Raw genomic sequence first — 23731 nt, 5'->3', positions numbered from 1 at the left:
CAGCTTAGTGCGGCGCGGCACGGATAAGCTGGGCAGAGTGCCCTGGCTGGAAACGGTCCGCCGGGAGCCCATCCTCCGGGGGTTTATTTCGTGTTGTGGCCATTCTCGCTTGCCGGCACCGCGCCAATGTGGGTGGTGGTGCTGCTGGGCGTCGCCGACCTCCTGATCAGGGTGCTGGCTGTGGGCATCATTCCGGGCAACAGGCGTCCCACCACGGCGATGGCGTGGCTGCTGGGCATTTTCTTTGTGCCGTTCGTGGGCATCCTGCTGTTCCTGCTCTTCGGCAACTTCAAGCTGTCCAGCCGCCGGCGGGCGCAGCAGCAGCGGGTCAACGAACGCGTGCGGGCCGGGATCTCCTCGCTTTCCGACGTCGAAAGCGACTACCCCGGACCGGAATGGGTGAAGTCCGCCGCGGAACTGAACCGCCGGCTCGGGTCCCTGCCCATGGTGGACGGCAACTCCGTTGAGCTGATTCCCGGCTATCCGGACTCGATCCTGCAGATGACGGAGGCCGTGCGCAAGGCGAAAAAGTTTATCAACGCCGAGTTCTACATCATGAGCACGGACCACATCACCGACGACCTCCTCACCGCGCTGGAGGAGGCAGCCGAGCGCGGCGTCGAAGTCCGCGTGCTGTTCGACCACATCGGGACCCTGCGGGTCCAGGGCTACCGGAAGCTCCTGAAGCGGCTCCGCGCGGGCAAGATCCAGTGGAAGCGCATGCTTCCGCTCCTGCCCATCCACGGCCAGTGGCGCAGGCCTGACCTGCGGAACCACCGCAAAATCATGGTGATCGACGGCGAGGTTGCCTTCACCGGCTCGCAGAACCTGATCGAGCCCTCCTACAACAACCCCCGGCACCGCAAGGCGGGCCGCGAATGGGTGGAGCTCATGGCGCGCCTGCACGGGCCCATTGTGACCACATTGAATGTCGTCTTTGCCACCGACTGGCTCAGCGAAACCGACGAATCCCTGGAGCACCAACTGCAGCTCCCGTCCAACCCGCACCCCGGGAACGTGACGGCGCAGGTGGTGCCGAGCGGCCCGGGGTTCATCACCGAGAACAACCTGCGGCTTTTCAACACGCTCATCTACTCCGCCCAGCACCGGATCTCGATCTGCAGCCCGTACTTCGTTCCGGATGATTCCCTGCTCTACGCCATCACCACCGCTGCCCAGCGCGGTGTGGACGTGGAGCTGTTCGTCTCCGAGAAGGGCGACCAGTTCCTAGTCCACCACGCCCAGCGGTCCTATTACGAGGCCCTGCTGGAAGCCGGCGTCCGGATCTACTTGTACAAGGCCCCGTTCGTGCTCCACGCCAAGCACTTCACCATCGACGACGAGGTGGCGGTGCTGGGCTCCAGCAACATGGACATGCGTTCCTTCTCCCTGAACCTTGAGGTGTCCGTGATGCTGCTGGGCGAGGACATCGTCACCAAGATGCGTGCGGTGGAGGACACCTACCGGGACATCTCCCACGAGCTGAAACTGGCGGACTGGATCAACCGGCCCCTGGCGGCCCGCTACGTGGACAACGTGGCGAGGCTGACCGCCACCGTCCAGTAAAAACTCCGGGGGTCAGGCGTCCGGGAAGTCCGCTCCCAGGGTGGAGAGGACGCCGAACGCCTTGGTGCGGATTTCCTCGTATTCGTCCTCCGGGACCGAGTCGGCGGTGATGGCGCCCCCGACGCCGAGCGTCAGTTCCGCCGTTCCGTCGCCGGCGGCGTCGATCACCAGGGTCCGGATGGCGACGGCGAGGTCCGTGGCGCCGTTCAGCGAGAAGTAGCCGATGGCGCCGGAGTAGAGCCCGCGCCCGCCACCTTCGAGCCGGTCCAGGATGGCCATGGTGCTGATCTTGGGGGCGCCGGTCATCGAGCCCGCCGGGAAGCAGGCGGCCACGGCTTCGGCCCGGGAGGATCCCCGCTGCAGCTGCGCATCGATCGTGCTCACCATCTGGTGCACCGTGGCGTAGCTCTCGATGGCGCAGAGCCTGCTGACCGTGACGGAGCCCGGGACCGCGAAATGGCTCAGGTCGTTACGCAGCAGGTCCACGATCATGATGTTCTCGGCGCGGTCCTTCAGCGACGACGCCAGGTCCGCGCGAAGCTGCGCGTCCTCCTGCGGGTCGGCAGCCCGGCGGCGGGTGCCCTTGATGGGCTCGGCGCGCATGCCGCCGTTGGAGGCGATCTTCAGGAACCGCTCGGGCGAGGTGCTGGCCACCGTGAGTCCGCCGAACATCAGGTAACTGGCGAACGGGGCCGGATTCCTCCGGCGCAGGGCCAGGTATGCCTGCCACGGGTCCAGCGTGGCCGCCGGAACTTTCGCTGACAGAGTGGTGGTCAGGCAGACCTCGTAGGTGTTTCCCTCGGCGATTTCGTGCTGGGCGGCAGCGATCTTCTCCCGGTACTGCTTGGCTGTATCACGGCTTTGGAATGTGGGCGCTTCCGGAAGTACGACGCCGTTGCTGCCGCCGGCCCGGGCTGCCACGGCCGCCTGCGCGGCGGGGCCGGACGCTGCTTCGACGGCGGCGCGCGCGCCTTCCAGCCACTCGTCGGCATCCGAGGCGTCGAGAGCCAGGAGCCAGGCCGTGCCTTCCGCATGGTCCAGGACAACCGCCCTGCCTGCGAAGATCAGCGAAGCATCAGGCGTGGGCGCGGAATGATCGGATCCGCCGGTTTCCCGCTTGAGTTCGTAGCCCAGGCATCCCAGCCAGCCAAGGGTGAACTCACCGGGGTAGCCGTCGGGGGTGCTGACTGCCGGGTTGCCCCAGACGGTGTCCAGCCAGCGGAAGAAGGGGCGCACCACCGTGGCGGTGGCGCAGCCTGCCCTTAGCTCGCTTTGTCCGGAACGGTGCGTCATGGACTGGCCGTGTGTGCCGGCGTCGTCCGCCATGATGCTGAAGCGGCTCCGCCCGGCGGCCTCGGACCCTGCCTGGTCACCGGCCTGGCCCGCATTCGATGAGTCGAGCCAGACGGCGTTGGCCGAGGTGCCGTAGAGGGAATTGAACAGTGCTGCTGGATCCGGCCTGGTGTCCAGCTGTTCGGTGCGGATGCTGAGGCCACGGCGCGCCGAAAGCTCGGGGGACAGCGCCGGGGCCAGGGCGGGGAGATACGGCAGGAGCTGCAGGACGTCCGCCGGGGCGGATCCGTCGGCGCGGTTCAGTACCCGGACGTCGGCGTGCTGCGGCACGTCGTCGGTGCGCAGCCATTCCTCCTCCTGCGCAGCCCACTGGTCCCAGTAGGGTTCGTAGGTGCCGCCGTCGCGGTCCAGCGCCCGGGTGCGGCGGACCTCCTCCGGTGAGTCCGCCCAGATGACGGCGCTGAGCAGGCGCCGGGCCGCGGCCGCGGCGGCGCCCACTCCCTCAACGATGACAATCTCGGCCGGCAGCGTGACCCGGGAGTCGCCGTCGTAATGGTTCTGCCAGTCCCAGCTGGTCCAGGTGGCGGCGTCGCCACGGCTCAGGGGCTCCAGAACCGTGGCGACGTAGCGGTCAATGCCGACCATGAGGCCGTTCCAGCCGGGATAAATGTCCTCGAGGTGGAACAGCGACACCCTGTGGTGGGCCCGCAGCCGCGCCGCCAGTTCAACGGCGAGGGTGGTCTTTCCAGCGCCCGAGCGCCCGTCGATGGCAATGATGACGGGGGCTGGGCTCATGAATTAGAGCGTACCGTCATCCCTGCCGCGCTTTCATCCGGGGGTTCTTCCTGTTGATGACGAAGGTCCTCCCGCGCCGCCGGACAACCTGCGCGCCGGGGATCTTTTTCAGTGCGCGGAGTGAATTCCGTACCTTCATGCTGTGCTCCTTGTTTGGTGGTGGTGCAATGCCAGTTCTTCATCGGTGAGCTGGCAGGACATCAGCAGGTTCCCGAGTTCCGCGGCATCAAGGTCCTCGCCCGTCGCTGCTATGACGGAGGCGGCCGGGGCGCCGTGGCCGGCCGGCTGGCTTCCCGCCCCGGGTGCGGCGTGGCCCTCCGGCCAGGCGCCGAGGTTCTCCAGCCACACGCGGGGGCCGATGCCCTGGATCGCTATCCGGCAGGCCGGTGCGGACGCTATCCACAGCTGGCCGCGCAGGAGGCAGCATCCTTCTGCCAGGGTTGCCAGTGCGTCCCGGAACCGTCCGGGGTGCAGCGGCCGCTCGATGCGGTGGAACACTGTGGCAAACGGCGACTCCATGCTGCGGGCCGGGGGACCGGGCGGTTGGGCGTTTCCGGGTGCTGTCCTGGCCACCGCGTCGGCGTAGCGGTGCAGTCCCTGCCTGACTGCTGCCGCATCACGGGCTACCTCCGCGTGCGGAGCGAGTTCACGGAGCAGGTGCAGCCCGCGCTCGCGGCCCGGCGGGTCGGGCGGCACAATGTCCGGCTCGGTGAGCAACACGGTGTCCGCGAAGGCGAGTTCGCCCACCAGGAATTCGCCCGGCGTCCGCTCGTCTTCCGGTGCGGGAGTGAAGCCGGATTCAAACAAGGTGTGGGAATCCCAGATGTGGTCCTCCAGGGCATCCGGGGAACACGCGAGGATTACCGTACCCACGGGTGCTGCGCGGGTGAGGCCGCGCCGCAGTGCGGACACCGCGGCTGATGCAGGGACGGCAGGCGGCAGGCCAATGATGATGGCCCCCTTCGTGTTTTCGAGCAGCCGGTCGATGCTCGGGACAAGGTCCAGCCGGACGGCGCAGCTGAGGCAACCGTGTTCCAGCATTGTCTCCTCGCGTTCCAGGAGGATCCGGCCACTGAATATTCGCCGGACCACGAGTCCGTCCTCCATGAGGTCATGAAGGACCACCAGGCTGCCCGGATGGGCTGCCGCAAGGTCTTCGCACGCCTGCTGCCGGCAGAGTGCATCAAGGGAACTGATGACGGTGAGGTTCATGCCATCAATGTAGTTGAGAATCGTTCGCAACTACAAATGGGCGGTTAGCCTTGACGGCCGCCTGCTGCCGTCGTGCCTTCGCTCCGCCTGGCTGTCCCGTTCTGCTGCCTGCCTAAGCCTGGCGCTGGAGCTCGGCGTTCCGGACCGCGGCCACTTTGATGTAATCCAGCAGTCCGGGAAGTGCGGCGTGTACCTGATGCCAGACGGTGTCGAAGTCGGCGTGGCCGCCGTACCAGGGGTCTTCGATTCCCTGGTCGAGAAGGTCTTTTTCTGCCAGCTGCGGATCGAAGCTGCGCAGCATCCGGATCTTGTCCCGGGACTCCTGGTCCGGGGCGGACTCGCTCAACCAGGCGTGGTGGTCGATGTCCAGCGCCAGGATCAGGTCCCGTTCGCGGAACCATTCCGGCTGCCACTGGCGGGCAATGTGCCGGCTGGAGGTAAGTTGTGCCGCTGCCAGCCGCCTGGCCGCCCTCGGGTCGATGGGCCGTCCGGCCTCGTATCCCGTTGTGCCCGCGGAGTCCACCGTAACCAAACCGCCCAGCCCTGTGTGTTCCAGCGCCGCGGCGAGCATCAGCTCGGCCATGGGGGACCGGCAGATGTTCCCGGTGCAGACGGCGATCACGCGGTATGGGCTCGACGGTGAGTTCATGATGCTAAGCATGCGCGCTATTTGCCCCTGTTGGCTAGCGCGTGATTCACAATGCTTGACTGGTTTGTAAAGATTCTGGACTTTCGGTCACATGCTCTTCCGTGGGGCGGCCGGAGCGCGCTGCGTCGTCAGTGGAGGAAGGCCAGCAGGATGCCCACGGCCACAAACAGCACCCCGAAGGCCCGGTTGAGGACAAGTTGGCCGCGGGCGCTGTGGGTGAAACGCTCAAAGGACCTGGCCGCGGCGGCGAAGAAGAACCACATCACCAGGATGTCAATGGCAACGATGGTTGCCGTCAGTACTGCGTACTGCGCCAGGAGGGGCTGCTCCGGCCGGATGAACTGGGGCATGAAGGCGAGGAAGAAGATGATGGCCTTCGGGTTCAGGAGATTTACCCAGAATCCGCGCCGGAAGATGGACCAGGCGGGCTCGTTCCGAAGGCCGGCAATCTTCTCCTGCCCAAGGTCCGGCTTGCTGAGGAACTGCCGGATGCCCAGGTACACCAGGTAGGCCGCGCCCGAATAGCGGATCACGTTGAAGGCGATGGGCGAGCTGGCAACGAGCACCCCCACGCCGAGGGCAACGATCACCACGTGGATCACCAGTGCTGCCTGCTGGCCAAGGATTCCCCACATGGAGCGCCGGAACCCGGCATTCAGCGAGTTGCTCATGGTGTTGATGGCTCCGGCGCCGGGGGTGAAGCTGATCAGGACGCCGGCGCCCGCCAGCGCGAGCCAAAGGGAGAATTGCACCAGTCAATCCTACGTGTGCCCGCCGCGGCGTGGCGGAGGGGCGGGCCCTACGCCCGGGCGATCACCTCGCCATTGGGGATCAGGAACCAGCCGTCGTCGGTGGATCCCCAGCGGTGCCAGCCCGCGGAAATCCTTGCCAGGTCCGCCGGGTTGGCGAAGCCATACTCCAGTGCCTGCTCCGCGAAGGCCGAGTGCAGCACGCGTTCGCCCCAGACGCGGGCCTGCCACCGGCGCTGCTGGCCGGTGGCATAGAGCCAGTTGCTGCTGGAGGGCGCGACGTCGGTGAAGCCTGCAGCCTGCGCCCAGCTGACAAGCCGCCGCCCGGCGTCGGGTTCGGCCCCGTTCCTGCGGGCGATGCGCTGGTACAGCTCCATCCATTCGTCGAGCTCCGGAATGGCGGGGTACCAGCTCATGCCGTGGAAGTCGGCGTCGCGCACGGCAACGATCCCGCCGGGCTTGGCCACCCGCCGCATCTCACGCAGGGCCTCCACTGGGTCCGTGAGGTGCTGAAGGACCTGGTGGGCATGGACGACGTCGAACGTCTCGTCCTCGAAGTCCAGGTCGTAGATATTGCCGGCCACGAACTCGACGTTCGGCACCTCCCGCTCCATGGCGAGGGCCTTGGCCTGGGCGATGATGTCCGGTGACCGGTCCAGGCCAGTCACCTTTCCCGGAGCCACCAGGACGGCAAAGTCGCATGTGATGGTGCCCGGGCCGCAGCCGACGTCGAGCACGTTGCAGCCCGGCGTGAGGTGCGGCAGGACGAACGCTGCCGAATTCTGGGCTGTCCTGGCGGCATGGGCGCGGACCACCGATTCGTGGTGGCCGTGTGTATAAACGTCGTCTTCAGGCTGCTGCGCGCTCATAACCAAACGCTACCCCCAACTAGGTAGCGCTAAGTGTCGTTTTGGCCCCTCAAAACGACACTTAGCGCTACCTAGTTGGGTGGGGCGGCTGTGTCCGGCTGGCCTGCGGACGAATCTTCCCGCGCAGCCACCGTGGCTTCCACCATGGCGGCCATGAACCTGCTGACAGTCTCCAGTTCCGCCGGAGTGAAATCGGCCATGGCAGCTCCCATGTGGCGCGCCAGCGGGGCGAAGATGGCGCCGCCGTCCTGGTAGGCCTTGGGCGTCATCTTCAGCTGGACCTGCCGGCGGTCCGAGCCGTGCCGCTCGCGGGTCACGTGCCCCGAATGGTCCAGCCGGTCGATCAGGGCGGTTGTCGCGGGGGAGCTCAGGTGCAGTTCCTTGCGCAGGAGCCCGGGCGTGACCACGTTTCCCTTCGCCGTGTGGCGCATGATCGCGGCCAGGGCATTGAGGTCCGTGCGGTGCATGTCCTTCCGCCCGCCTGCTGTATCCACATACCGGTTGGCCTCCAGTGTGAACTCCTGCAGGAGCAGGACCAGCGGGTGCGGCCCCGCGGGCGGACCGGAAGGAGGCCCCTGCAAGGCCGGGCCGATATTGCCTGCCATGTCCACCTCCTGAATTCGGGGCACCAGTGCACGGCACCGGTGCTTGGCCGTTGGCCGTCCTGACGGATATTACGCCAGCCCGGCCGGCCTGGAGGTACCGGCCGGAGCAAGAAAAGTTAGCCAGGCACTTATCTCTATGATGGAGATACTCTAGTATGGAATCAATCCTACCCGCGTCCCTCCCCTGGAAGGCAAAAAAATGAGAACCACATCCAAAGGTTCGGAACGTGTCCCGTTCTGGTTGCGCTGGCTGCTTCCCGTCATCCTGGTGCTGACCTGGTTGGCGCTGGCGGGCGTCGGAGGGCCAACATTCGGGCGGCTCGAAGAGGTCTCCTCCAACGACCAGGCCTCCTTCCTTCCGGCAGGTGCAGAAGCAACCGAGGCGCAGGACTGGCAGGCCAAGTTCCGTGACTCGGATGAGGTTCCGGGAGTCATCGTGATCGAAAGCAGTGAGGCCTTCACGCCGGCCCAGCTGGGGGAGGTTGCAGGACTGCGGGCGGAGCTCGAGGAACTGCAACTCGGCAGCGCGGTCATTGGACCCATCCCCTCCGAAGACGGCAAAGCCGTCCAGTTCATCGCGCCGATCGATTCCTCGGCCGAGGTCAAGGAAGCCGTGCAGGAGTTGCGGGACACCGTTGCCGGCGCGGCCCCGGAGGGCATGCGGACCTTCGTGACCGGCCCGGCCGGGCTCGCGGCGGACCTCACTGCCGCCTTCGCCGGGATCGACGGAATCCTCCTGCTGGTGGCCCTGGCCGCAGTGTTCGTGATCCTGCTGGTGGTGTACCGCTCCCTCCTGCTGCCCGTCATGGTGCTCCTGACGTCCGTCTTCGCGCTGTGTGCGGCCATCCTGCTGGTGTTCGGCATGGCAAAGGCCGGATGGATCCAGCTGAACGGCCAGAGCCAGGGCATCCTGTCCATCCTGGTCATCGGCGCCGCCACGGATTATGCCCTGCTGTACGTGGCGCGGTTCCGCGAAGCCCTGACCCACACCACCAACCGAACCGCCGCGGTCCTGACGGCGTGGAAAGCGTCCTTCGAGCCCATCCTGGCCTCCGGCGCAACGGTGATCATCGCCCTGCTGTGCCTGCTCTTCTCCGACCTCAACTCCAACAAGGCGCTGGGTCCCGTGGCAGCGGCCGGCATCCTCTGTTCACTGTTTGCCGCGCTGACGCTGCTCCCGGCCCTGATGGCACTGCTGGGCCGGGCTGCCTTCTGGCCCTTCCGTCCCAAGCTGCTCCCCGCGGACCAGCGCGAACCCGAGCTGGTCACCGGTCTGGAAGGCCAGAAGGGCCTGTGGCGTGCCACCGGGTCCCTGGTTTCCCGGCGGCCCCGCGTGGTGTGGATCGCTTCCGTCCTGCTGCTGCTGGTTGCCTCGGCCGGCGTCCTGCAGCTCAAGGCCAACGGCGTTCCACAAACCGACGTCATCCTCACCGCATCCAACGCCGTTGACGGCCAGGATGCCTTGGCGCGGCATTTCGACGCCGGCAGCGGCAGCCCCGCCGTCGTGGTTGCGGACCAAGGCAAGGCAAAGGAAGTACTGGACACCGTGAAAGCGGCCGACGGCGTGGGCGAGGCTTATCTCCTTGCCCGGGGTTCCGTGCCCATCACCGGAGCCCCCGGTGCTCCCGGCGCACCTGACGTCCGCGACGGGAAGGTGCTCATCAACGCCACCCTCAACTCCGCCGCGGACTCCCTTGAAGCCGAGGAAGCGGTCAAGGCGCTGCGCGCCGACGTCAAGTCAGTGGACCCGGAAGCGCTGGTGGGCGGCGTAACCGCGACGGCGCTGGATACCAATACCACCGCACAGCGGGACCTGGTGATCATCATCCCGGTGGTCCTGGTGGTGATCCTCTTCATCCTGATGCTGCTGCTCCGCTCCATCCTGGCGCCGGTGCTGCTGGTGCTCTCGGTGGTGCTGTCCTACGCCGCGGCCATGGGCGTCTCCGCCTTTGTTTTCAACAACATCCTGGGCTTCCCGGGGGCGGATGCCACAGTCCCGCTGTTCGGTTTTGTGTTCCTGGTTGCCCTGGGCGTGGACTACAACATCTTCCTGATGAGCAGGGTCCGCGAGGAGTCCCTCAAGCACGGCACCCGGCCCGGCATCCTTCGCGGGCTGGGCGTCACCGGCGGCGTCATCACCTCCGCCGGCGTGGTTCTTGCGGCCACGTTCGCCGCGCTGGGCGTCATTCCGATCATGTTCCTGGTGCAGCTGGCCTTCATCGTGGCCTTCGGGGTGCTGCTGGACACCGTCCTGGTCCGGTCGCTGCTGGTTCCGGCGCTCGCCTACGACATCGGGCCCCGCATCTGGTGGCCGGGCAAGCTGGGGCGGCCGGAACTGGATGCGGCCATCCAGCGGGAAACCGGCGGCAGCCCCGAGCGCGTGGTGGAGGGTGCAGGCCACCGCTAAACCCCGGACCCGGCCAGTGCCGTGCCCCGGATTGCACGTGCCCCCTGAAGGCCGCTGCGCCGCGGCCCTGTTGGCTAAAAGACCCGCTCGATAGACTGCAAATGCGCCCGTATGGACGCGGAACCTCAAGGGAGAGAAGTCATCATGACGGAACATCACGCCGATGAGCAGCCCCGCAAGGGCAGTACAGCGCCGGGACTGGAAGGCGAAGGCGGACAGTATGTGGACGGCGACTACGGGGATGCCGGCACTGTGGGGGACGTCGCCGCGAACCGTGAAGACGGCGAATATGAGGACGGCGATTACGGCGCCGCCGGCACGGCCGGCCGTGCCCGTGAAGCGGATGTGATCGGTGAGGAGCTCACCGACGAACAGGTGAATACCACTGCCGAGGAGCGCCGCCCGGACGGCGACAGGTAACACGGCAGCAAGAAGCAGCGCGGCGGCAGGTTCTCCAGCAGCGAAACGGGGAACCGCCGTCGTCCGCGTTTAAAACCCGGGAACCGCGCCATTGCGCGGGAGTCGCGGCATGTGCGGACCGCCCCAGATCACAAGTTGAGTGTAGTACGCTCAACTTCGTATTGACATCATCTGTGCGCTGAGTAAAGTTGAGTGCAGAACGCTCAATCAGTGGGCGCCAACCAGTTTCCAAGGAAAGAAGGAAGCAACTCATGTCACGTGCAGTAGGTATTGACCTCGGAACCACCAACTCCGTCGTCTCCGTTCTCGAAGGTGGCGAGCCCACCGTCATTGCCAACGCCGAGGGTGGCCGCACCACGCCGTCCGTCGTTGCGTTCTCCAAGTCCGGCGAGGTCCTGGTGGGCGAGATCGCCAAGCGCCAGGCCGTCAACAACATCGAGCGCACCATCGCCTCGGTCAAGCGCCACATGGGCACCGACTGGACCAAGTCCATCGATGACAAGAAGTACACCCCGCAGGAAATTTCCGCGCGTATCCTCATGAAGCTGAAGAACGACGCCGAGTCCTACCTGGGTGAAAAGGTCACCGACGCTGTGATCACCGTCCCGGCGTACTTCAACGACGCCGAGCGCCAGGCAACCAAGGAAGCCGGCGAGATTGCAGGCCTGAACGTCCTGCGCATCGTCAACGAGCCCACCGCGGCAGCGCTGGCCTACGGCCTGGACAAGGGCAAGGAAGACGAACTCATCCTGGTCTTCGACCTCGGCGGCGGCACCTTCGACGTCTCCCTGCTGGAAGTCGGCAAGGACGAAGACAACTTCTCCACCATCCAGGTCCGCGCCACTGCCGGTGACAACCGCCTCGGCGGCGACGACTGGGACCAGCGCGTCGTTGACTACCTGCTGAACCAGCTCAAGGTCAAGGGCATCGACCTGTCCAAGGACAAGATCGCCCTCCAGCGCCTCCGCGAAGCCGCTGAGCAGGCCAAGAAGGAACTCTCCTCCTCCACCAGCACCAACGTCTCCCTCCAGTACCTGTCCGTCACCCCCGACGGCCCGGTCCACTTGGACGAGCAGCTGACCCGCGCCAAGTTCCAGGACCTCACCAAGGACCTGCTGGAGCGCACCAAGAAGCCGTTCCACGACGTCATCAAGGAAGCCGGCATCAAGCTCTCCGACATCGACCACATCGTCCTGGTGGGCGGTTCCACCCGTATGCCCGCCGTGTACGAGCTCGTCAAGGAACTCGCCGGCGGCAAGGAGCCGAACAAGGGCGTGAACCCGGATGAGGTTGTGGCCGTTGGCGCAGCCCTCCAGGCAGGTGTCCTGAAGGGTGAACGCAAGGACGTCCTGCTGATCGACGTCACCCCGCTGTCCCTCGGCATCGAAACCAAGGGTGGCGTGATGACGCACCTGATCGAGCGCAACACCGCCATTCCCACCAAGCGGTCCGAGACCTTCACCACCGCTGACGACAACCAGCCCTCGGTGGCCATCCAGGTCTTCCAGGGCGAGCGCGAATTCACCCGCGACAACAAGCCGCTGGGCACGTTCGAGCTGACCGGCATCGCCCCGGCACCGCGTGGCATCCCGCAGATCGAGGTCACCTTCGACATCGACGCCAACGGTATTGTCCACGTCTCCGCGAAGGACAAGGGCACCGGCAAGGAACAGTCCATGACCATCACCGGCGGCACCGCGCTCTCCAAGGAAGACATCGACCGCATGGTCCGTGACGCCGAGGAGCACGCAGCCGAGGACAAGGCCCGCCGCGAGGCAACCGACACCCGCAACACTGCCGAGCAGCTGGCATACTCGGTGGACAAGCTCATCGCGGACAACGCCGACAAGCTGCCTGAAGAGGTCAAGACCGAGGTCCAGGCCGACGTCGACAGCCTCAAGAAGGCACTCGAAGGTACCGACGACGCTGCCGTGAAGGCCGCCTTCGAGAAGCTGCAGGCTTCCCAGGGCAAGCTGGGCGAGGCCATCTACGCCCAGTCCGGTTCCCCGGACGGCGCCACCGGTGCTGCCGGTGCTGAAGGTGCTTCCGCAGGGGCCAAGGCAGGCTCTGCTTCCGATGAGGACATTGTCGACGCCGAGATCATCGACGAAGACGAAGCGAAGAAGTAGCAGCCATGCCCCATCACGGTAACGAGGAAGAGCACACTTCCGCAGGCCAGGAGAACACGGACCAGCAGGGCGACAGCCATGAGCCGGTCATCCGGGACAACCGCAAGGTTGACCCGGTGACCGGGCAGGCCCGCCACCCCGAGGGCGGCCACGCCGCCGCTGCCAAGGATTCCGACGGCGATGCGCTCGCCCAGGCAGAGGAGATCCTTAACGGGGTGGAGGTGCCGGCTGCGGAGTCCGTGGCCCAGGGCGCTGGTTCGGCAGGGACAACCGCAGAGGCCGCCGAGCTGAGGAACGACCTCCTCCGCCTGCAGGCCGAGTACGTCAACTACCGCAAGCGCGTTGAACGCGACCGCGCGGTGGCAGGGGAAATGGCCGTCATCGGCGTCCTGAACTCCCTGCTGCCGGTCCTGGACGACGTCGATGCAGCCCGCCAGCACGGCGACCTCGTTGACGGTCCGTTCGCCGCGATCGCCGCCAAGCTGGAGAACGCGCTGAAGACGTACGGCCTGGTCCGGATCGACGAGACCGGCGTGGAGTTCGATCCCACGATCCACGAGGCCCTGATCCAGCAGCCCGGCGAGGACATCGAGGTTGACACCGTCAGCCAGGTGCTCCGCTCCGGCTACAAGTCAGGCGAGCGCGTCCTCCGGGCAGCGCAGGTCATAGTCGCAGTTCCGGCTTAGTCGGGGGTACTTCGGCGCTACGCCGGATAGGGGGCGGTGCCCGCTTCGCGGTGCCCTCCACACCGCCGCCCCCTATCCGGCCTCCGCGCCGGCGGTCATCTCGCCTAAGGTGAGGTAACCACAAAGCTCGCAGCGGTACAGGGGCCCCGGGAGTGGCATCGGGCCTGCCGGAGCGTGGCGGCTGGGGTCCGCGAGGACCCAGCCGCCACGCGAAGGGGCGGGGGCCCCTGTACCGCGGAGAGCTGTTAGTTAGAAGACTTTGAAAGGAAACGCCATTGGCTAGCCAGGATTGGGTGGACAAGGACTTTTACAAGATCCTTGGTGTCGCCAAGGACGCTTCCGACGCCGATATCAAGAAGGCTTATCGGAAGCTGGCCCGGCAGCACCACCCTGATACCAATGCGGGGAACACGGCTTCCGAGAAGAAATTCAAGGACATCTCCGAGGCTTACTCGGTGCTTTCGGATCCCGAGGAGCGCCAGCAGTACGACGCCATCCGGGCCATGGGCGGCGGCGCACGGTTTGCGCCCGGCGGTGCCGGGGCGGGCAACGGCGGCTTCGAGGACATGTTCGGCGGCCTCTTCACCGGCAACACCGGCCGGCATGCCGGCGGCTTCAATCCTTCCGCCGGCGGCATTCCGCCGGAGTTCGCCGACCTGTTCGGCGGCGGCTTTGGCCAGACCGGGTTCCAGCGGACGCCCCAGAAGGGTGCAGACCGCACGGCCTCCACGAGCATTTCCTTCGCCGGCTCCATACGCGGCACCACCATTGGCCTGCGGGAACCGAGCGGTGAAGTCATCGACGTCCGGGTGCCAGCCGGCATCAAGGACGGCCAGAAGGTCCGCGTCCGGGGCAAGGGGCAGCCCGGCGCTGCCGGTTACGGGGACCTGGTGGTGTCCGTCTCGGTCCAGCCGCACGCCTTCTACACGCGCGACGGCGACAACCTCCGTATCCACGTCCCCGTCACCTTCCCCGAGGCTGCTTTGGGAGCGGATATCGAGGTGCCCACTATCGACGGCGAAAAGGTGCGGGTCCGCGTGCCGGCCGGGACGCCGTCGGGCCGCACCCTGCGGGTCAAGGGCAAGGGCGTGAAGACGTCCAAGGGAACCGGCGACCTGCTGGTGACCATCGACGTCGCCGTTCCCAAGAACCTGAACAAGGAAGCCGAAACCGCGGTCAAGGCGTTTGCCGAGGCCACGGCGGGAGCCGATGTCCGTGAGGGCCTGGCCGCCAAGGCCCGGTTGTAGCAGGGAGGTGTGCAGTGGACGTCAGTGCTGACCAGCCCATTTTCGTGATTTCGGTGGCGGCTGAGCTTGCGGACATGCACCCCCAGACGCTGCGGCAGTACGACCGGCTGGGTATCGTCTCGCCCAGCCGCGCTCCCGGAAAGTCCCGCCGCTACTCACAGCGGGACGTGACCATGCTGCGTGAAGTGCAGCGGCTGTCCCAGGAAGGCGTCTCGCTGGAAGGGATCAAGCGGATCTTGGAACTCGAGAACCAGGTGGCCGCCCTGCAGGGCCGGATTGCGGAACTGACCGAGGAACTCGGCCGGCGCCGGCAGCCCCTGGACGCGCGGATCTTCGCGGCCGGAGCGGCCGGTGACGTGGTGAGCCTGGCACGGGGCCAGCGCCCGCGCCCCCGCTCCCAGGCCGTAGTGCTCTGGCGGCCCCGCTCCCTCGGCACTTAGCTGCTGACGCGCCCGGAGCCAAGTACCGCACCGCCGGCACCGGCCGGAATTAGAGTACTCGCTACTCGTGACCCCGGAGCCCCCGGAAACTTCAATGGAACCAATGCTGGATCAGCAGCAGTGGTTTTAAGGTTTCTGGGGGTTTCCATGTGTGGTTCCGCTTTTAGCAGCCCTGCCCGTGAGGCGCACCGATGAGCCCGGGGATGGAGTCGGTGGCAGCGTTCAGCGGCTCGCTTCCGGGCCAACTGCTGCTCGCCTTCGGTCAGACGATTGTGGTGGTGTGCGTCTGCTTCGACATGGTGCGCGCGCTGTCCGTCCCGAGGTCCCACCGGCGCTACCTGGCAAGCACTGTCTTCCGGACCCTGGCGGTGCCGTCCATCATCGTCAACGGGCTGACTGTCCTGATCGCCCTGGTGCTGGCGTCCTGGATCGATGTGGTGATGGGAATGTTCGTGCTGATGGCCATCATTTTCCGCCTGCACCACGACAAGGACGAGGACAACTGGTGGAAGGGCAAGGGCAAGAAGCTTGCCCGCTGGGCGCGCCGGCAGTTCTCCGGGCGGACCGCCGTCGCCCCGGCGATGGGGTAACAGGCGTCTCCTGCCGCCGGTGCTAAAGGCTCAGTTGCTTGGCATGGAAGTCGAAGTGCAGCGTGGGGTAGCGGTATACCTCGGCAAGCGTCATCGATGGAGCGAAGAACGGGTCCCACCTGTCCGGAAACGCCATGGAGCGGGACAGCGACGCCTCGCTCTCGCGCTCCAGGCGGCGGGAGAGCGCAGCCAGGGTCCTGTCCAGTTTCCGGCCCATTCTCCGCCTGTCGTAGACGGTCGACGCCGCCCGCGAGCCCCAGTAATTGACCACGTCGAACGGGCGGGTTCCGGCGTTGAGCAGCGCCGCGAACGCCTCGCCGGCCGGCTTGGGCAGGCGGCTGACAACGTGGACCAGGGGAACCAGGGCCCGCACCACCATGTACCCGAAGACCATGTGGAAGAGCAGCTGCTCATTGGTCCATCGGGTGCCGTTGCTGCCGCGGCGCAGGTCTTGTGGTGTTGCGCCGTCCAGCAGGACCTTGAGCTCGCGGGCCGCACGGGCATACCCGTCCGTGATGTCCTCCCTCGATGGACCCATCACTGCCTGCCATGCAAAAGCCCGGTGGGAAAGCCCACCAGTACCGGCTCGGGGGCGGTGCAGCAACCCGCTCCGGAACCCGCCGGGGTGGCGGCCGGGACCTCGCAGCTGGTGCCGGCGTCCGTGGAGCAGACGCCGGTCTCGGGGAGTACCAGCTGGACGGTGTCGGAGGCTTCCTGGTCGCCGGCCAGCGCGGCGGCGACGGAGCGGACCTGCTCGTACCCGGTTGCCAGCAGGAAGGTTGGGGCCCGGCCATAGGACTTCATGCCCACGACGTAGAAGTCCTTGTCCGGGTGGGCGAGGAGCTTGGCTCCGTGCGGCGGCACCGTCCCGCACGAGTGGAATTCGGGGTCGATGAGTGGCCCAAGCTGGCGGGGAGCCTCGACGGCAGGGTCGAGGTCAAGCCGGAGCTCGCGCAGCATCGCCAGGTCCGGGCGGAAACCTGTGCAGGGGACGACGACGTCGGCATCAAGGGTTCGGCCGTCGACGGATTGCACCGTTACGCCGGAGTCCAGCGCTTTCAGCGAAGCGATGCCGAAGCGGGTGTGCAGTTCGATGGTGCCGGCCTGGACCAGGCGCCGCAGCCGTGAACCCAGTTGCCCGCGCGCCGGCAGGCCGTCTGCGTCCCCGCCGCCATAAACCTTCTCTGCGGACCCGCCACGGACCGCCCACAGGATCCGGGTTGCCGGCTCCTGCCTGGCGAGGTCGGCGAGGCTGATCAGCGTGTTGGCGGCGGAGTGCCCGGCACCGACCACCAGCACCCGCCGTCCCGCGAAGCGGCTCCGCTCCCGGCCGGAAACGTCCGGGAGCGGCGAAGAGATCCTGTCAGCTGCCGCGTTTTCGCCGATGGCCGGCAGCCCTGAGGTGCCCAGCGGGTTCCGGGTGCCCCAGGTGCCGGACGCATCGATCACTGCTGCCACGGTGTGGTCGCGGGTCTCGCCGTTCCCGTGCTGCACCCGCACGGTGAACGGCGTGGTGTCCCGGTCCCGGGAGTGGGTCTTGTCCAGGCCGGCGCGGGGCACCCCCCGGTCCCCCCCCCCCGGCGGGGGGCGGGGGCTGTTTTCGGGGGGGCCCCCCCCCCGGGGCGCGGGGGGGGGCCCGGGGCGGGGGGTGGGGGTGGGCCCCGGGGGGGGGCGCCCCCGCCCGGCCCCCCCCGCGCCGGTCTGGAGGCGGGAGCTGATGGCGGGGGTCCCAGCCAGCGGTGCGAGGTAGTTGTCGATGAGTTCCCCGCCGTAGGGCAGCGCGGTGGGGCGGGGGGCTTCCCAGCCGGCGGACTCCAGGAGGCGCACCGCGGCGGCGTCGAGGTTGAACCGCCACGGCGAGAACAGGCGGATGTGCCGCCAATCACCAATGGCCGCGCCCGCCGTCGTGCCTGCCTCAAAGATCAGCGGCTCAAGCCCGCGCTCCAGCAGGTGCGCCGCGGCGGCCAGGCCCACGGGCCCGGCGCCGATTACGGCAACCGGCAGGTTCGTCGTCGAATCCATGTGTCCTCTTTTGCTCTTGGGTGGGCGGGGCGGGTCAGGCGTGGGTTGGTTCCTCGACCAGGGCGGTGGCGATGCTGTCCGCGTCTTCGAGCGCCGCGAGGTAGCGTTCGGCATCCAGGGCGGCGGCGCAGCCGGTGCCGGCCGCGGTGATGGCCTGGCGGTAGCGGTGATCCACGGCGTCGCCGCAGGCGAAGACGCCGGAGAGGTTGGTGACCGTGGTGGGGGCGTCCACCTTGATGTAGCCCTCGTCGTCCAGGTCCACCTGCCCGGCCACGAGTTCGGTGCGCGGGAGGTGGCCGATGGCGACGAAGATTCCGGTGGCGGCCTGCTGGCGGGTTTCCCCGGTGCGGGTGTCCGTCAGCGTGACGCCGGTGACCTTGGTATCGCCGTGGATGGCGGTGACGGCGGAGTTCCAGGCGAAGCTGATCTTGGGGTTGTCCTTGGCACGCTGCGCCATGATGCGGGAGGCCCGCAGTTCGCCCTTGCGCACGACGACGGTGACGGACTTGCCGAACCGGGTCAGGAACATCGCCTCCTCCATGGCCGAGTCGCCGCCGCCTACCACGATGATGTCCTGCTCGCGGAAGAAGAACCCGTCGCAGGTGGCGCACCAGGAAACGCCGTGGCCGCTGAACTTCTTCTCCTCCGGCAGCCCGAGTTCCTTGTAGGCGGAGCCGGTGGCAAGGATGACGGCGGGAGCCTCGTGCACGTCGCCGCCGCCGGTGACCACCCGCTTGAGGTGGCCCGCCAGCGAGACTTCCGTGACGTCGTCGAACACCACCTGCGCGCCGAACTTCTCCGCCTGTTCCTGCAGCCCGTCCATGAGTTCCGGACCCTGGATGCCGCCCGGGAAACCGGGGAAGTTCTCCACTTCAGTGGTGTTCATCAGGGCGCCGCCGGCGGTGACCGAGCCGGCCAGGACCAGGGGCTTGAGCCCTGCCCGGGCGGCGTAGATGGCGGCGGTGTAGCCGGCAGGGCCGGACCCGATGATGATCAACTGTTCTGTGTTCACGGCGTTCACGGTCTCGCTCACGGGAATCTCCTGGGGGTCGGAATCTTGTGGATCTACTTGGCGGCCGGGATGAGGGATTCGATCAGGCCCTCGATGCGGGTTTTGATCTGGTCGCGGATGGGGCGGACGGATTCAACGCCCTTGCCTGCGGGGTCCTCGAGGACCCAGTCCTCGTAGCGCTTGCCGGGGAAGTACGGGCATTCGTCGCCGCAGCCCATGGTGATGACGACGTCGGATTCCTTCACGGCCTCCGTGGTCAGGACCTTGGGAACCTCGGCGGACATGTCGATGCCCACCTCGGCCATGGCTTCCACGGCGGACGGGTTGATCTTGTCCGCGGGCTGGGAGCCGGCGGAGCGCACCTCGATGGCGCCCTTGGAAAGGCTGGTGAGGAAGGCGGCGGCCATCTGGGAACGGCCGGCGTTGTGGACGCAGACGAACAGGACGGACGGTTTCTTGGCGGTTTCGGTGCTCATGGTGTTCTCCGGTGGTAACGGTGGTCAGAGGATAGCGGTGGCGGGGCTGAAGAAGCGCTTGCGGGCCCAGAGGGCCGCATACACCAGTGCAACAAGTGCGGGCACTTCTATCAAGGGGCCGACGACGCCGGCAAGGGCCTGGCCGGACGTCACGCCGAAGGTGCCAATCGCCACAGCGATGGCCAGTTCGAAGTTGTTGCCCGCCGCCGTGAAGGCCAGTGTGGTGGTCTTGGCGTAGCCAAGGCCCAGCCACTTGCCGAGCAGCATGCCCGCGCCGAAGACAACCACGAAGTAGACCAGCAGCGGTAGCGCGATGCGGGCTACATCCAGCGGGCGGGCGGTGATGGTGCCTCCCTGCAGGGCGAAGAGGAGGGTGATGGTGAACAGCAGGCCGTAGAGCGCCCAGGGGCCGAGCCTGGGGAGGAATTTTTCCTCGTACCAGTCGCGGCCCCGGGCTTTTTCGCCGAGGGTGCGGGTGAGGAAGCCGGCCAGCAGCGGGACGCCCAGGAAGATCAGCACTGAAAGGGTGATGGCCCAGAAGGAGAAATCGGCGCTGGTGGTGGGAAGGCCCAGCCAGGACGGCAGGAGCTGCAGGTAAAACCAGCCCAGCGCGCCGAACGCAACCACCTGGAACAGGGAGTTGATGGCAACCAGGACGGCAGCGGATTCCCGGTCACCGCAGGCGAGGTCGTTCCAGATCATCACCATGGCAATGCACCGGGCCAGGCCCACGATGATCAGGCCGGTCCGGTACTCGGGAAGGTCTGCGAGGAAGAGCCAGGCCAGGACGAACATGAATGCGGGGGCCAGGACCCAGTTGATCACCAGGGACGACACCATGAGTTTCCGGTCGCCCAGCACACGGCGGGTCTGGTCGTAGCGGACCTTCGCAAGCACCGGGTACATCATGACCAGAAGGCCGACGGCGATGGGCAGCGACACTTCGCCCACTTTGACGGCTTCCAGCGCGGTGTCCAGGCCGGGGACCAGGTTGCCAAGGAGGAGGCCCAGCACCATGGCAGCGATGATCCACACGGGGAGGAAGCGGTCCAGGGTGGAGAGCTTGCCGGCGACGGCCTCTTCCCCTTGGATGGGCGGTGTCTCGGTCCGGGTGCTCACGGGTCTCCTGTGCTGCTCGGCGATAGATTGATGGAAATCGATATGTGAAGTATCCCCAGCTATATCGATGAATGTCAATCTATTGCATAATGGAAGCCATGAACCCGTTGCAGACTCGTGAACCCGCCGTCGACGCTTCCTGCTGCGTCCCGTCGGGGAGGCCGGTGCTCGGCGCGGCAGATGCCCAGCAGAAAGCCCTGGTTTTCAAGGCACTGGCCGATCCCAACCGCCTGCGCCTGCTGTCGATCGTCAAGGCGGAGGAATCGGGGGAGTCCTGCGTCTGCGACCTCACGGAGCCACTGGACCTCGGCCAGCCCACCGTCTCCCACCACTTGAAGATCCTGGTGGAAGCCGGGATCCTGCACCGGGAAAAGCGCGGGACGTGGGCCTACTACTCGCTGGTCCCGGGGGCCCTGGACGGCGTCGCCGGAATGCTCGCGGCGCTCTAGGTCACCGCCGCCGCCCTAATACCGCCGGTGGTCTGAACGGCGCATCCGCACGGCCACCGCGAAGCCGGACGCTGCGGTGCTCGCGGCGATCGCCGCGAGCAGGGTGGGGCAGACCATCAGCAGGGACTGCGCCAGGTTCTGGCGCAGTCCCAAAGCGATCGCTGTCATTACTGCTTTGCCTAGTTGCTGGACACGGATTCCCGTGCCTGCTTCCAGGCGCTCCAGCCGGCGTAGCTGCCGTCCAGTTCGACGACGTCGTACCCGGCGCGGCGCAGCGCGCTGGCTGCGACCGAGTTGCGCACCCCGCTCTGGCAGTAGGTCACGATGGTGCCGTTGGCGGGAAGTTCATCCAGGTGCCACATAGCGCGGCCGCCGCTGAGCTGGTGCGATCCGGGGATGTGTCCCGCGGTGTGCTCGGTCCTGTTGCGGACGTCCAGGACCATGGCGGCGTCGAAGTCCTCGAGTTCCTCGGGCTGGATGAGCTTCGGGACGGCGGCGGGGAGGCCTTCAAGGCTTGTGACGTAGCCGGCGACGTTGTCGATGCCGACGCGCACCAGGTGGTCCCACATGTCCTGGGCGGTGTCCTGGTCCGGTGCCAGCAGCACCAGCGGGTTCTTGTCGGTTTCCGGGTTGACTACCCAGGCGCCGTAGCTGGCCACTGATTTGCCGGCAGGGACGTTCAGGGAACGTGCCACCGTGCCTTCGTGGACTTCGCTGTTGGGACGGGTGTCAATGAAGGTCAGGGTGTCCTCCGCCAGGCCTGCAGCGACGATGCCGGGTGCGAGTTCGGGCAGCGGTGCGCGTTCTCCCATGACGGCCGGGCCTTCACGGTTTTCGCGCTTCATGCGGCCGAAGTAGGCGTGGGCGTCCGGCTGGCCGTCGAGGAGCTCGTCGATGAAGCCCTGCTCGTCGTTGGCGGCGAGGTAGGGGCCCCACCAGGCGTAGAGGCGTTCGTAGCCCACCGTGGAGGAGGGGATGGCGCCCAGCGCCTTGCCGCAGGCGCTGCCGGCACCGTGGGCAGGGTGGACCTGGACATAGTCCGGCAGGGTCAGGAACTTGTCCCGGAGGCTGGTGAAGAGCTGCTTGGCCCCCATGAAGCGGGTGTCGACGCCGCCCGCGGCCTCGTCGAGCAGATCGGGTCGTCCCAGGTCGCCGGAGAAGACGAAATCCCCGGAGAGCAGGTAGCCCGGCTGGTCGCTGAACGCGCCGTCCGTCACCAGGAAGGAGAGGTGCTCCGGAGTGTGGCCGGGGGTGTGCAGCGCCTTGATGCTGATGTTCCCGAGGGTGATCGTGTCGCCGTCGAACAGCCGCTCGCCGTCGAATTCGTACTGCCAGTCCGGGCCGCCCTCACCGGAGACATAAATGGTTGCGCCGGTGGCGGCGGCCAGTTCACGGGTGCCGGAAAGGTAGTCCGCATGGATGTGGGTTTCGGTGACGGCCACGATCTTCATGCCGTTCTTCCTGGCGAGGTCCTGGTACACCGCGATGTCGCGGCGGCCGTCGACAACCACGGCTTCGCCCTTTGCCTGGCAGCCGATCAGGTAGCTGGCCTGGGCAAGGTCTTCATCGTAAATACGCTCGATAAGCATCTGTTGCTCTCCTTCGTGAAAGCGGTGGAGGGGAAGGTCTAAGGCGTGCTCTGGTATCAATGCTAATACCCCTGGGGGTATACAGCAAGCCTGCTGCTGCCTGTCAGGAATGGCGTGGGGGCAGTCTGCGAGGCGGGCGGGCAGGTCATCCAGCGGGACATTCAGGCTGCCCGGGATGCGGGCGATGGAATACTCCTCCCGGCTCCGGACGTCCACTACCGCGGCGCGGGGCCAGACGCCGGCCAGGCCGTCGGCCGTGATGGTGCGCCACGGTTGCGCCGCCGTCCCCGTTTCAGGCCAGCTGCCGGGCTGCATCCGCGCGGAGCTTGTCCATGTCCAGCTTCCTTACTTCCTGGATGACTTCTTCGAGGCCGGTGGCGTTGAGGGCTCCAGGCTGGGAGAAGACGAGTGTCCTGTCCTTGAAAGCCATCAGGGTGGGGATGGAGGTGATGTTCGCTGCGGCGGCGAGGGACCGTTCGGCTTCGGTGTCCACTTTGGCGAAGGTGATGTCCGGGTGCCGGTCAGCCGCGGCGCCGTAAGTGGGGGCGAACATGCGGCAGGGGCCGCACCATGCCGCCCAGAAGTCAACGAAGACAATGTCGTTGTTCTCCAGGGTCTCAGCGAAGCTCTGTTCCGTGACGTCGATGGTAGCCATGGTATTTCGTGTCCTTTCGGGCTTTTTGTTGTGGCGGTTCCTGGCGGGATGCAGGAGTCAGGTGGTGGGCAGGCCGGCGCGGGTCCAGGCGACCATGCCGCCGGCCATGGTGTCGGCGGTGAAGCCGGCGCCGTTGAGGGCGTCGGCGACGCGGGCTGAACGGTTGCCGCTACGGCAGACCACTATGACGGGGACGGCAGGGCCCAGTTCGGACAGGCGTGCCTGCAGCTGGCCCATGGGGATGTGCAGGGCTCCGGGGATCATGCCTTCCCCGACCTCGAAGTCCTCGCGGACATCGAGGATTCGGGCGGTGGATAGACGCTGTTCGGCGTCGGTGACGGTGATTTCAGCCATGGGATTCTCCTTCGAAATGGTGCGGGCAGTTGTTAGCGGACGGGTTCGCCGGCCGAGCGCCAGGCGCCCATACCGCCGCGCAGGGAGTAGGCCTCGTAACCCTGGGAAGCGAGGAGCCGCGCCGCTGAAGCGGAGCGGACACCGGACTGGCACATGGCTATCACTGCCCGGTTCTTGTTGATGCCGGGGGTGCCGGTCTGCAGCCGGTCCAGCGGGATGTGCTTCGCCTGGGGTGCGCGTCCGGAGCGCCATTCCTGGGCGGAGCGGACGTCGATCAGCGCGGCGCCCGAGGACAGGAGGTCCTTGGCCTCAGCTACTGAGACGGTTTTGTAGGGCTTGCTGAAGGCTTTTTTCAGGGAGCTGATGAGGCCCATGGGGTTCTCCTTGGGGGGTGGTTT

26 protein-coding genes and 1 pseudogene are annotated in these 23731 nt (G+C 66.8%); 9 read left to right on the top strand and 18 right to left on the bottom strand.

Annotated features, from left to right (window positions below; translation table 11 throughout):
• Positions 1–126: 126 nt before the first annotated feature.
• Positions 127–1566 carry a cardiolipin synthase gene (gene cls / locus U7114_RS12645; protein ID WP_323057571.1) on the top strand — a complete coding sequence of 480 codons (1440 nt, stop codon included), beginning with the start codon at positions 127–129 and terminating at the stop codon, positions 1564–1566.
• Positions 1567–1578: 12 nt separating this feature from the next.
• On the opposite strand, the gene pabB is transcribed toward cls, so the two are convergent.
• The 7 genes from pabB to U7114_RS12610 all read right to left on the bottom strand — a co-directional run bounded on the left by pabB (position 1579) and on the right by U7114_RS12610 (position 7738).
• Positions 1579–3654 carry an aminodeoxychorismate synthase component I gene (gene pabB / locus U7114_RS12640; RefSeq protein WP_323057547.1) on the bottom strand — a complete coding sequence of 692 codons (2076 nt, stop codon included), beginning with the start codon at positions 3652–3654 and terminating at the stop codon, positions 1579–1581.
• Positions 3655–3670: 16 nt separating this feature from the next.
• On the bottom strand, positions 3671–3793 hold the full coding sequence (gene ykgO / locus U7114_RS12635) for a type B 50S ribosomal protein L36 (RefSeq protein ID WP_157240505.1): 123 nt from the start codon (positions 3791–3793) through the stop codon (positions 3671–3673).
• Positions 3790–4866, bottom strand: a complete 1077-nt coding sequence (locus tag U7114_RS12630; protein WP_157240506.1) for a GTP-binding protein — start codon at positions 4864–4866, stop codon at positions 3790–3792. Before U7114_RS12630 ends, ykgO begins: the two co-directional genes overlap by 4 nt.
• Positions 4867–4978: 112 nt before the next feature.
• Complete coding sequence (locus U7114_RS12625) at positions 4979–5515, bottom strand: low molecular weight protein-tyrosine-phosphatase (protein ID WP_321214659.1); 537 nt, start codon at positions 5513–5515, stop codon at positions 4979–4981.
• Between the two features lie 128 nt (positions 5516–5643).
• Positions 5644–6267: a LysE family transporter gene (locus U7114_RS12620; protein ID WP_321214658.1), complete on the bottom strand. Its 624-nt coding sequence runs from the start codon at positions 6265–6267 to the stop codon at positions 5644–5646.
• A 47-nt stretch (positions 6268–6314) separates the two neighbouring features.
• On the bottom strand, positions 6315–7133 hold the full coding sequence (locus tag U7114_RS12615) for a methyltransferase domain-containing protein (RefSeq protein ID WP_157240512.1): 819 nt from the start codon (positions 7131–7133) through the stop codon (positions 6315–6317).
• Between the two features lie 71 nt (positions 7134–7204).
• Entirely contained in the window at positions 7205–7738 is a 534-nt protein-coding gene (locus U7114_RS12610; protein ID WP_321214657.1) for a MarR family winged helix-turn-helix transcriptional regulator, read from the bottom strand.
• A gap of 199 nt (positions 7739–7937) precedes the next feature.
• Here U7114_RS12610 and U7114_RS12605 point away from each other — a divergent pair, with 199 nt between their 5' ends.
• From U7114_RS12605 to U7114_RS12575, 7 genes are all read left to right on the top strand, one after another.
• Positions 7938–10145, top strand: a complete 2208-nt coding sequence (locus U7114_RS12605) for an MMPL family transporter (RefSeq protein ID WP_321214656.1) — start codon at positions 7938–7940, stop codon at positions 10143–10145.
• 144 nt (positions 10146–10289) lie between these two features.
• Positions 10290–10565, top strand: coding sequence for a hypothetical protein (locus tag U7114_RS12600; RefSeq protein WP_157240518.1), 276 nt, complete (start codon positions 10290–10292; stop codon positions 10563–10565).
• A gap of 251 nt (positions 10566–10816) precedes the next feature.
• Entirely contained in the window at positions 10817–12694 is a 1878-nt protein-coding gene (gene dnaK, locus U7114_RS12595; protein ID WP_323057546.1) for a molecular chaperone DnaK, read from the top strand.
• A gap of 5 nt (positions 12695–12699) precedes the next feature.
• Positions 12700–13380, top strand: a complete 681-nt coding sequence (locus U7114_RS12590; protein WP_323057545.1) for a nucleotide exchange factor GrpE — start codon at positions 12700–12702, stop codon at positions 13378–13380.
• A 275-nt stretch (positions 13381–13655) separates the two neighbouring features.
• The gene (locus U7114_RS12585) at positions 13656–14627 is read left to right on the top strand and encodes a DnaJ C-terminal domain-containing protein (RefSeq protein WP_157240524.1); all 972 of its coding nucleotides are present in this window, start codon (positions 13656–13658) and stop codon (positions 14625–14627) included.
• A 14-nt stretch (positions 14628–14641) separates the two neighbouring features.
• Entirely contained in the window at positions 14642–15067 is a 426-nt protein-coding gene (locus U7114_RS12580) for a heat shock protein transcriptional repressor HspR (protein ID WP_104999308.1), read from the top strand.
• A 203-nt stretch (positions 15068–15270) separates the two neighbouring features.
• Complete coding sequence (locus tag U7114_RS12575; protein ID WP_157242877.1) at positions 15271–15657, top strand: hypothetical protein; 387 nt, start codon at positions 15271–15273, stop codon at positions 15655–15657.
• Between the two features lie 22 nt (positions 15658–15679).
• Here the strand turns inward: U7114_RS12575 and U7114_RS12570 are convergent, their stop codons facing one another.
• From U7114_RS12570 to arsB, 5 genes are read right to left on the bottom strand one after another with little or no spacing between them, the layout of a single operon-like run.
• Positions 15680–16195 (bottom strand): DinB family protein, encoded by a 516-nt coding sequence (locus U7114_RS12570; protein WP_323057544.1) that lies wholly within the window; start codon positions 16193–16195, stop codon positions 15680–15682.
• Positions 16195–17679, bottom strand: coding sequence for an NAD(P)-binding protein (locus U7114_RS12565; RefSeq protein WP_323057543.1), 1485 nt, complete (start codon positions 17677–17679; stop codon positions 16195–16197). Before U7114_RS12565 ends, U7114_RS12570 begins: the two co-directional genes overlap by 1 nt.
• A 34-nt stretch (positions 17680–17713) precedes the next feature.
• A complete protein-coding gene (trxB, locus tag U7114_RS12560) occupies positions 17714–18691 on the bottom strand; it encodes a thioredoxin-disulfide reductase (protein ID WP_321216309.1) in 978 nt (325 codons plus the stop codon).
• Between the two features lie 53 nt (positions 18692–18744).
• Positions 18745–19167 carry an arsenate reductase ArsC gene (locus tag U7114_RS12555; RefSeq protein ID WP_104999201.1) on the bottom strand — a complete coding sequence of 141 codons (423 nt, stop codon included), beginning with the start codon at positions 19165–19167 and terminating at the stop codon, positions 18745–18747.
• Positions 19168–19191: 24 nt separating this feature from the next.
• Positions 19192–20286, bottom strand: coding sequence for an ACR3 family arsenite efflux transporter (gene arsB, locus U7114_RS12550; protein WP_323057542.1), 1095 nt, complete (start codon positions 20284–20286; stop codon positions 19192–19194).
• A gap of 98 nt (positions 20287–20384) precedes the next feature.
• On the opposite strand from arsB, the gene U7114_RS12545 reads away from it, so the two are divergent.
• Complete coding sequence (locus U7114_RS12545; RefSeq protein WP_323057541.1) at positions 20385–20735, top strand: metalloregulator ArsR/SmtB family transcription factor; 351 nt, start codon at positions 20385–20387, stop codon at positions 20733–20735.
• Between the two features lie 15 nt (positions 20736–20750).
• Here the strand turns inward: U7114_RS12545 and U7114_RS12540 are convergent, their stop codons facing one another.
• The 6 genes and pseudogenes from U7114_RS12540 to U7114_RS12520 form a co-directional block, all read right to left on the bottom strand.
• A complete protein-coding gene (locus tag U7114_RS12540; protein ID WP_323057540.1) occupies positions 20751–20903 on the bottom strand; it encodes a hypothetical protein in 153 nt (50 codons plus the stop codon).
• Between the two features lie 11 nt (positions 20904–20914).
• Complete coding sequence (locus tag U7114_RS12535; RefSeq protein ID WP_321214653.1) at positions 20915–22324, bottom strand: MBL fold metallo-hydrolase; 1410 nt, start codon at positions 22322–22324, stop codon at positions 20915–20917.
• Between the two features lie 114 nt (positions 22325–22438).
• A pseudogene (locus tag U7114_RS19395) lies at positions 22439–22639 on the bottom strand (rhodanese-like domain-containing protein); the annotation flags it as partial.
• A complete protein-coding gene (gene trxA, locus U7114_RS12530; protein ID WP_323057539.1) occupies positions 22617–22979 on the bottom strand; it encodes a thioredoxin in 363 nt (120 codons plus the stop codon). The gene trxA and the pseudogene U7114_RS19395, both read right to left, overlap by 23 nt.
• A 57-nt stretch (positions 22980–23036) precedes the next feature.
• The gene (locus tag U7114_RS12525) at positions 23037–23333 is read right to left on the bottom strand and encodes a rhodanese-like domain-containing protein (RefSeq protein WP_323057538.1); all 297 of its coding nucleotides are present in this window, start codon (positions 23331–23333) and stop codon (positions 23037–23039) included.
• Between the two features lie 32 nt (positions 23334–23365).
• Complete coding sequence (locus U7114_RS12520) at positions 23366–23707, bottom strand: rhodanese-like domain-containing protein (RefSeq protein ID WP_323057537.1); 342 nt, start codon at positions 23705–23707, stop codon at positions 23366–23368.
• Positions 23708–23731: the final 24 nt, after the last annotated feature.

The sequence above is a fragment of the Pseudarthrobacter sp. C1 genome (assembly GCF_034720455.1).
In the GTDB taxonomy this organism is placed as follows: Bacteria; Actinomycetota; Actinomycetes; order Actinomycetales; family Micrococcaceae; genus Arthrobacter.
Note: the sequence above shows the minus strand (reverse complement) of the source record. Positions and strands in the feature narration are given on the sequence as shown.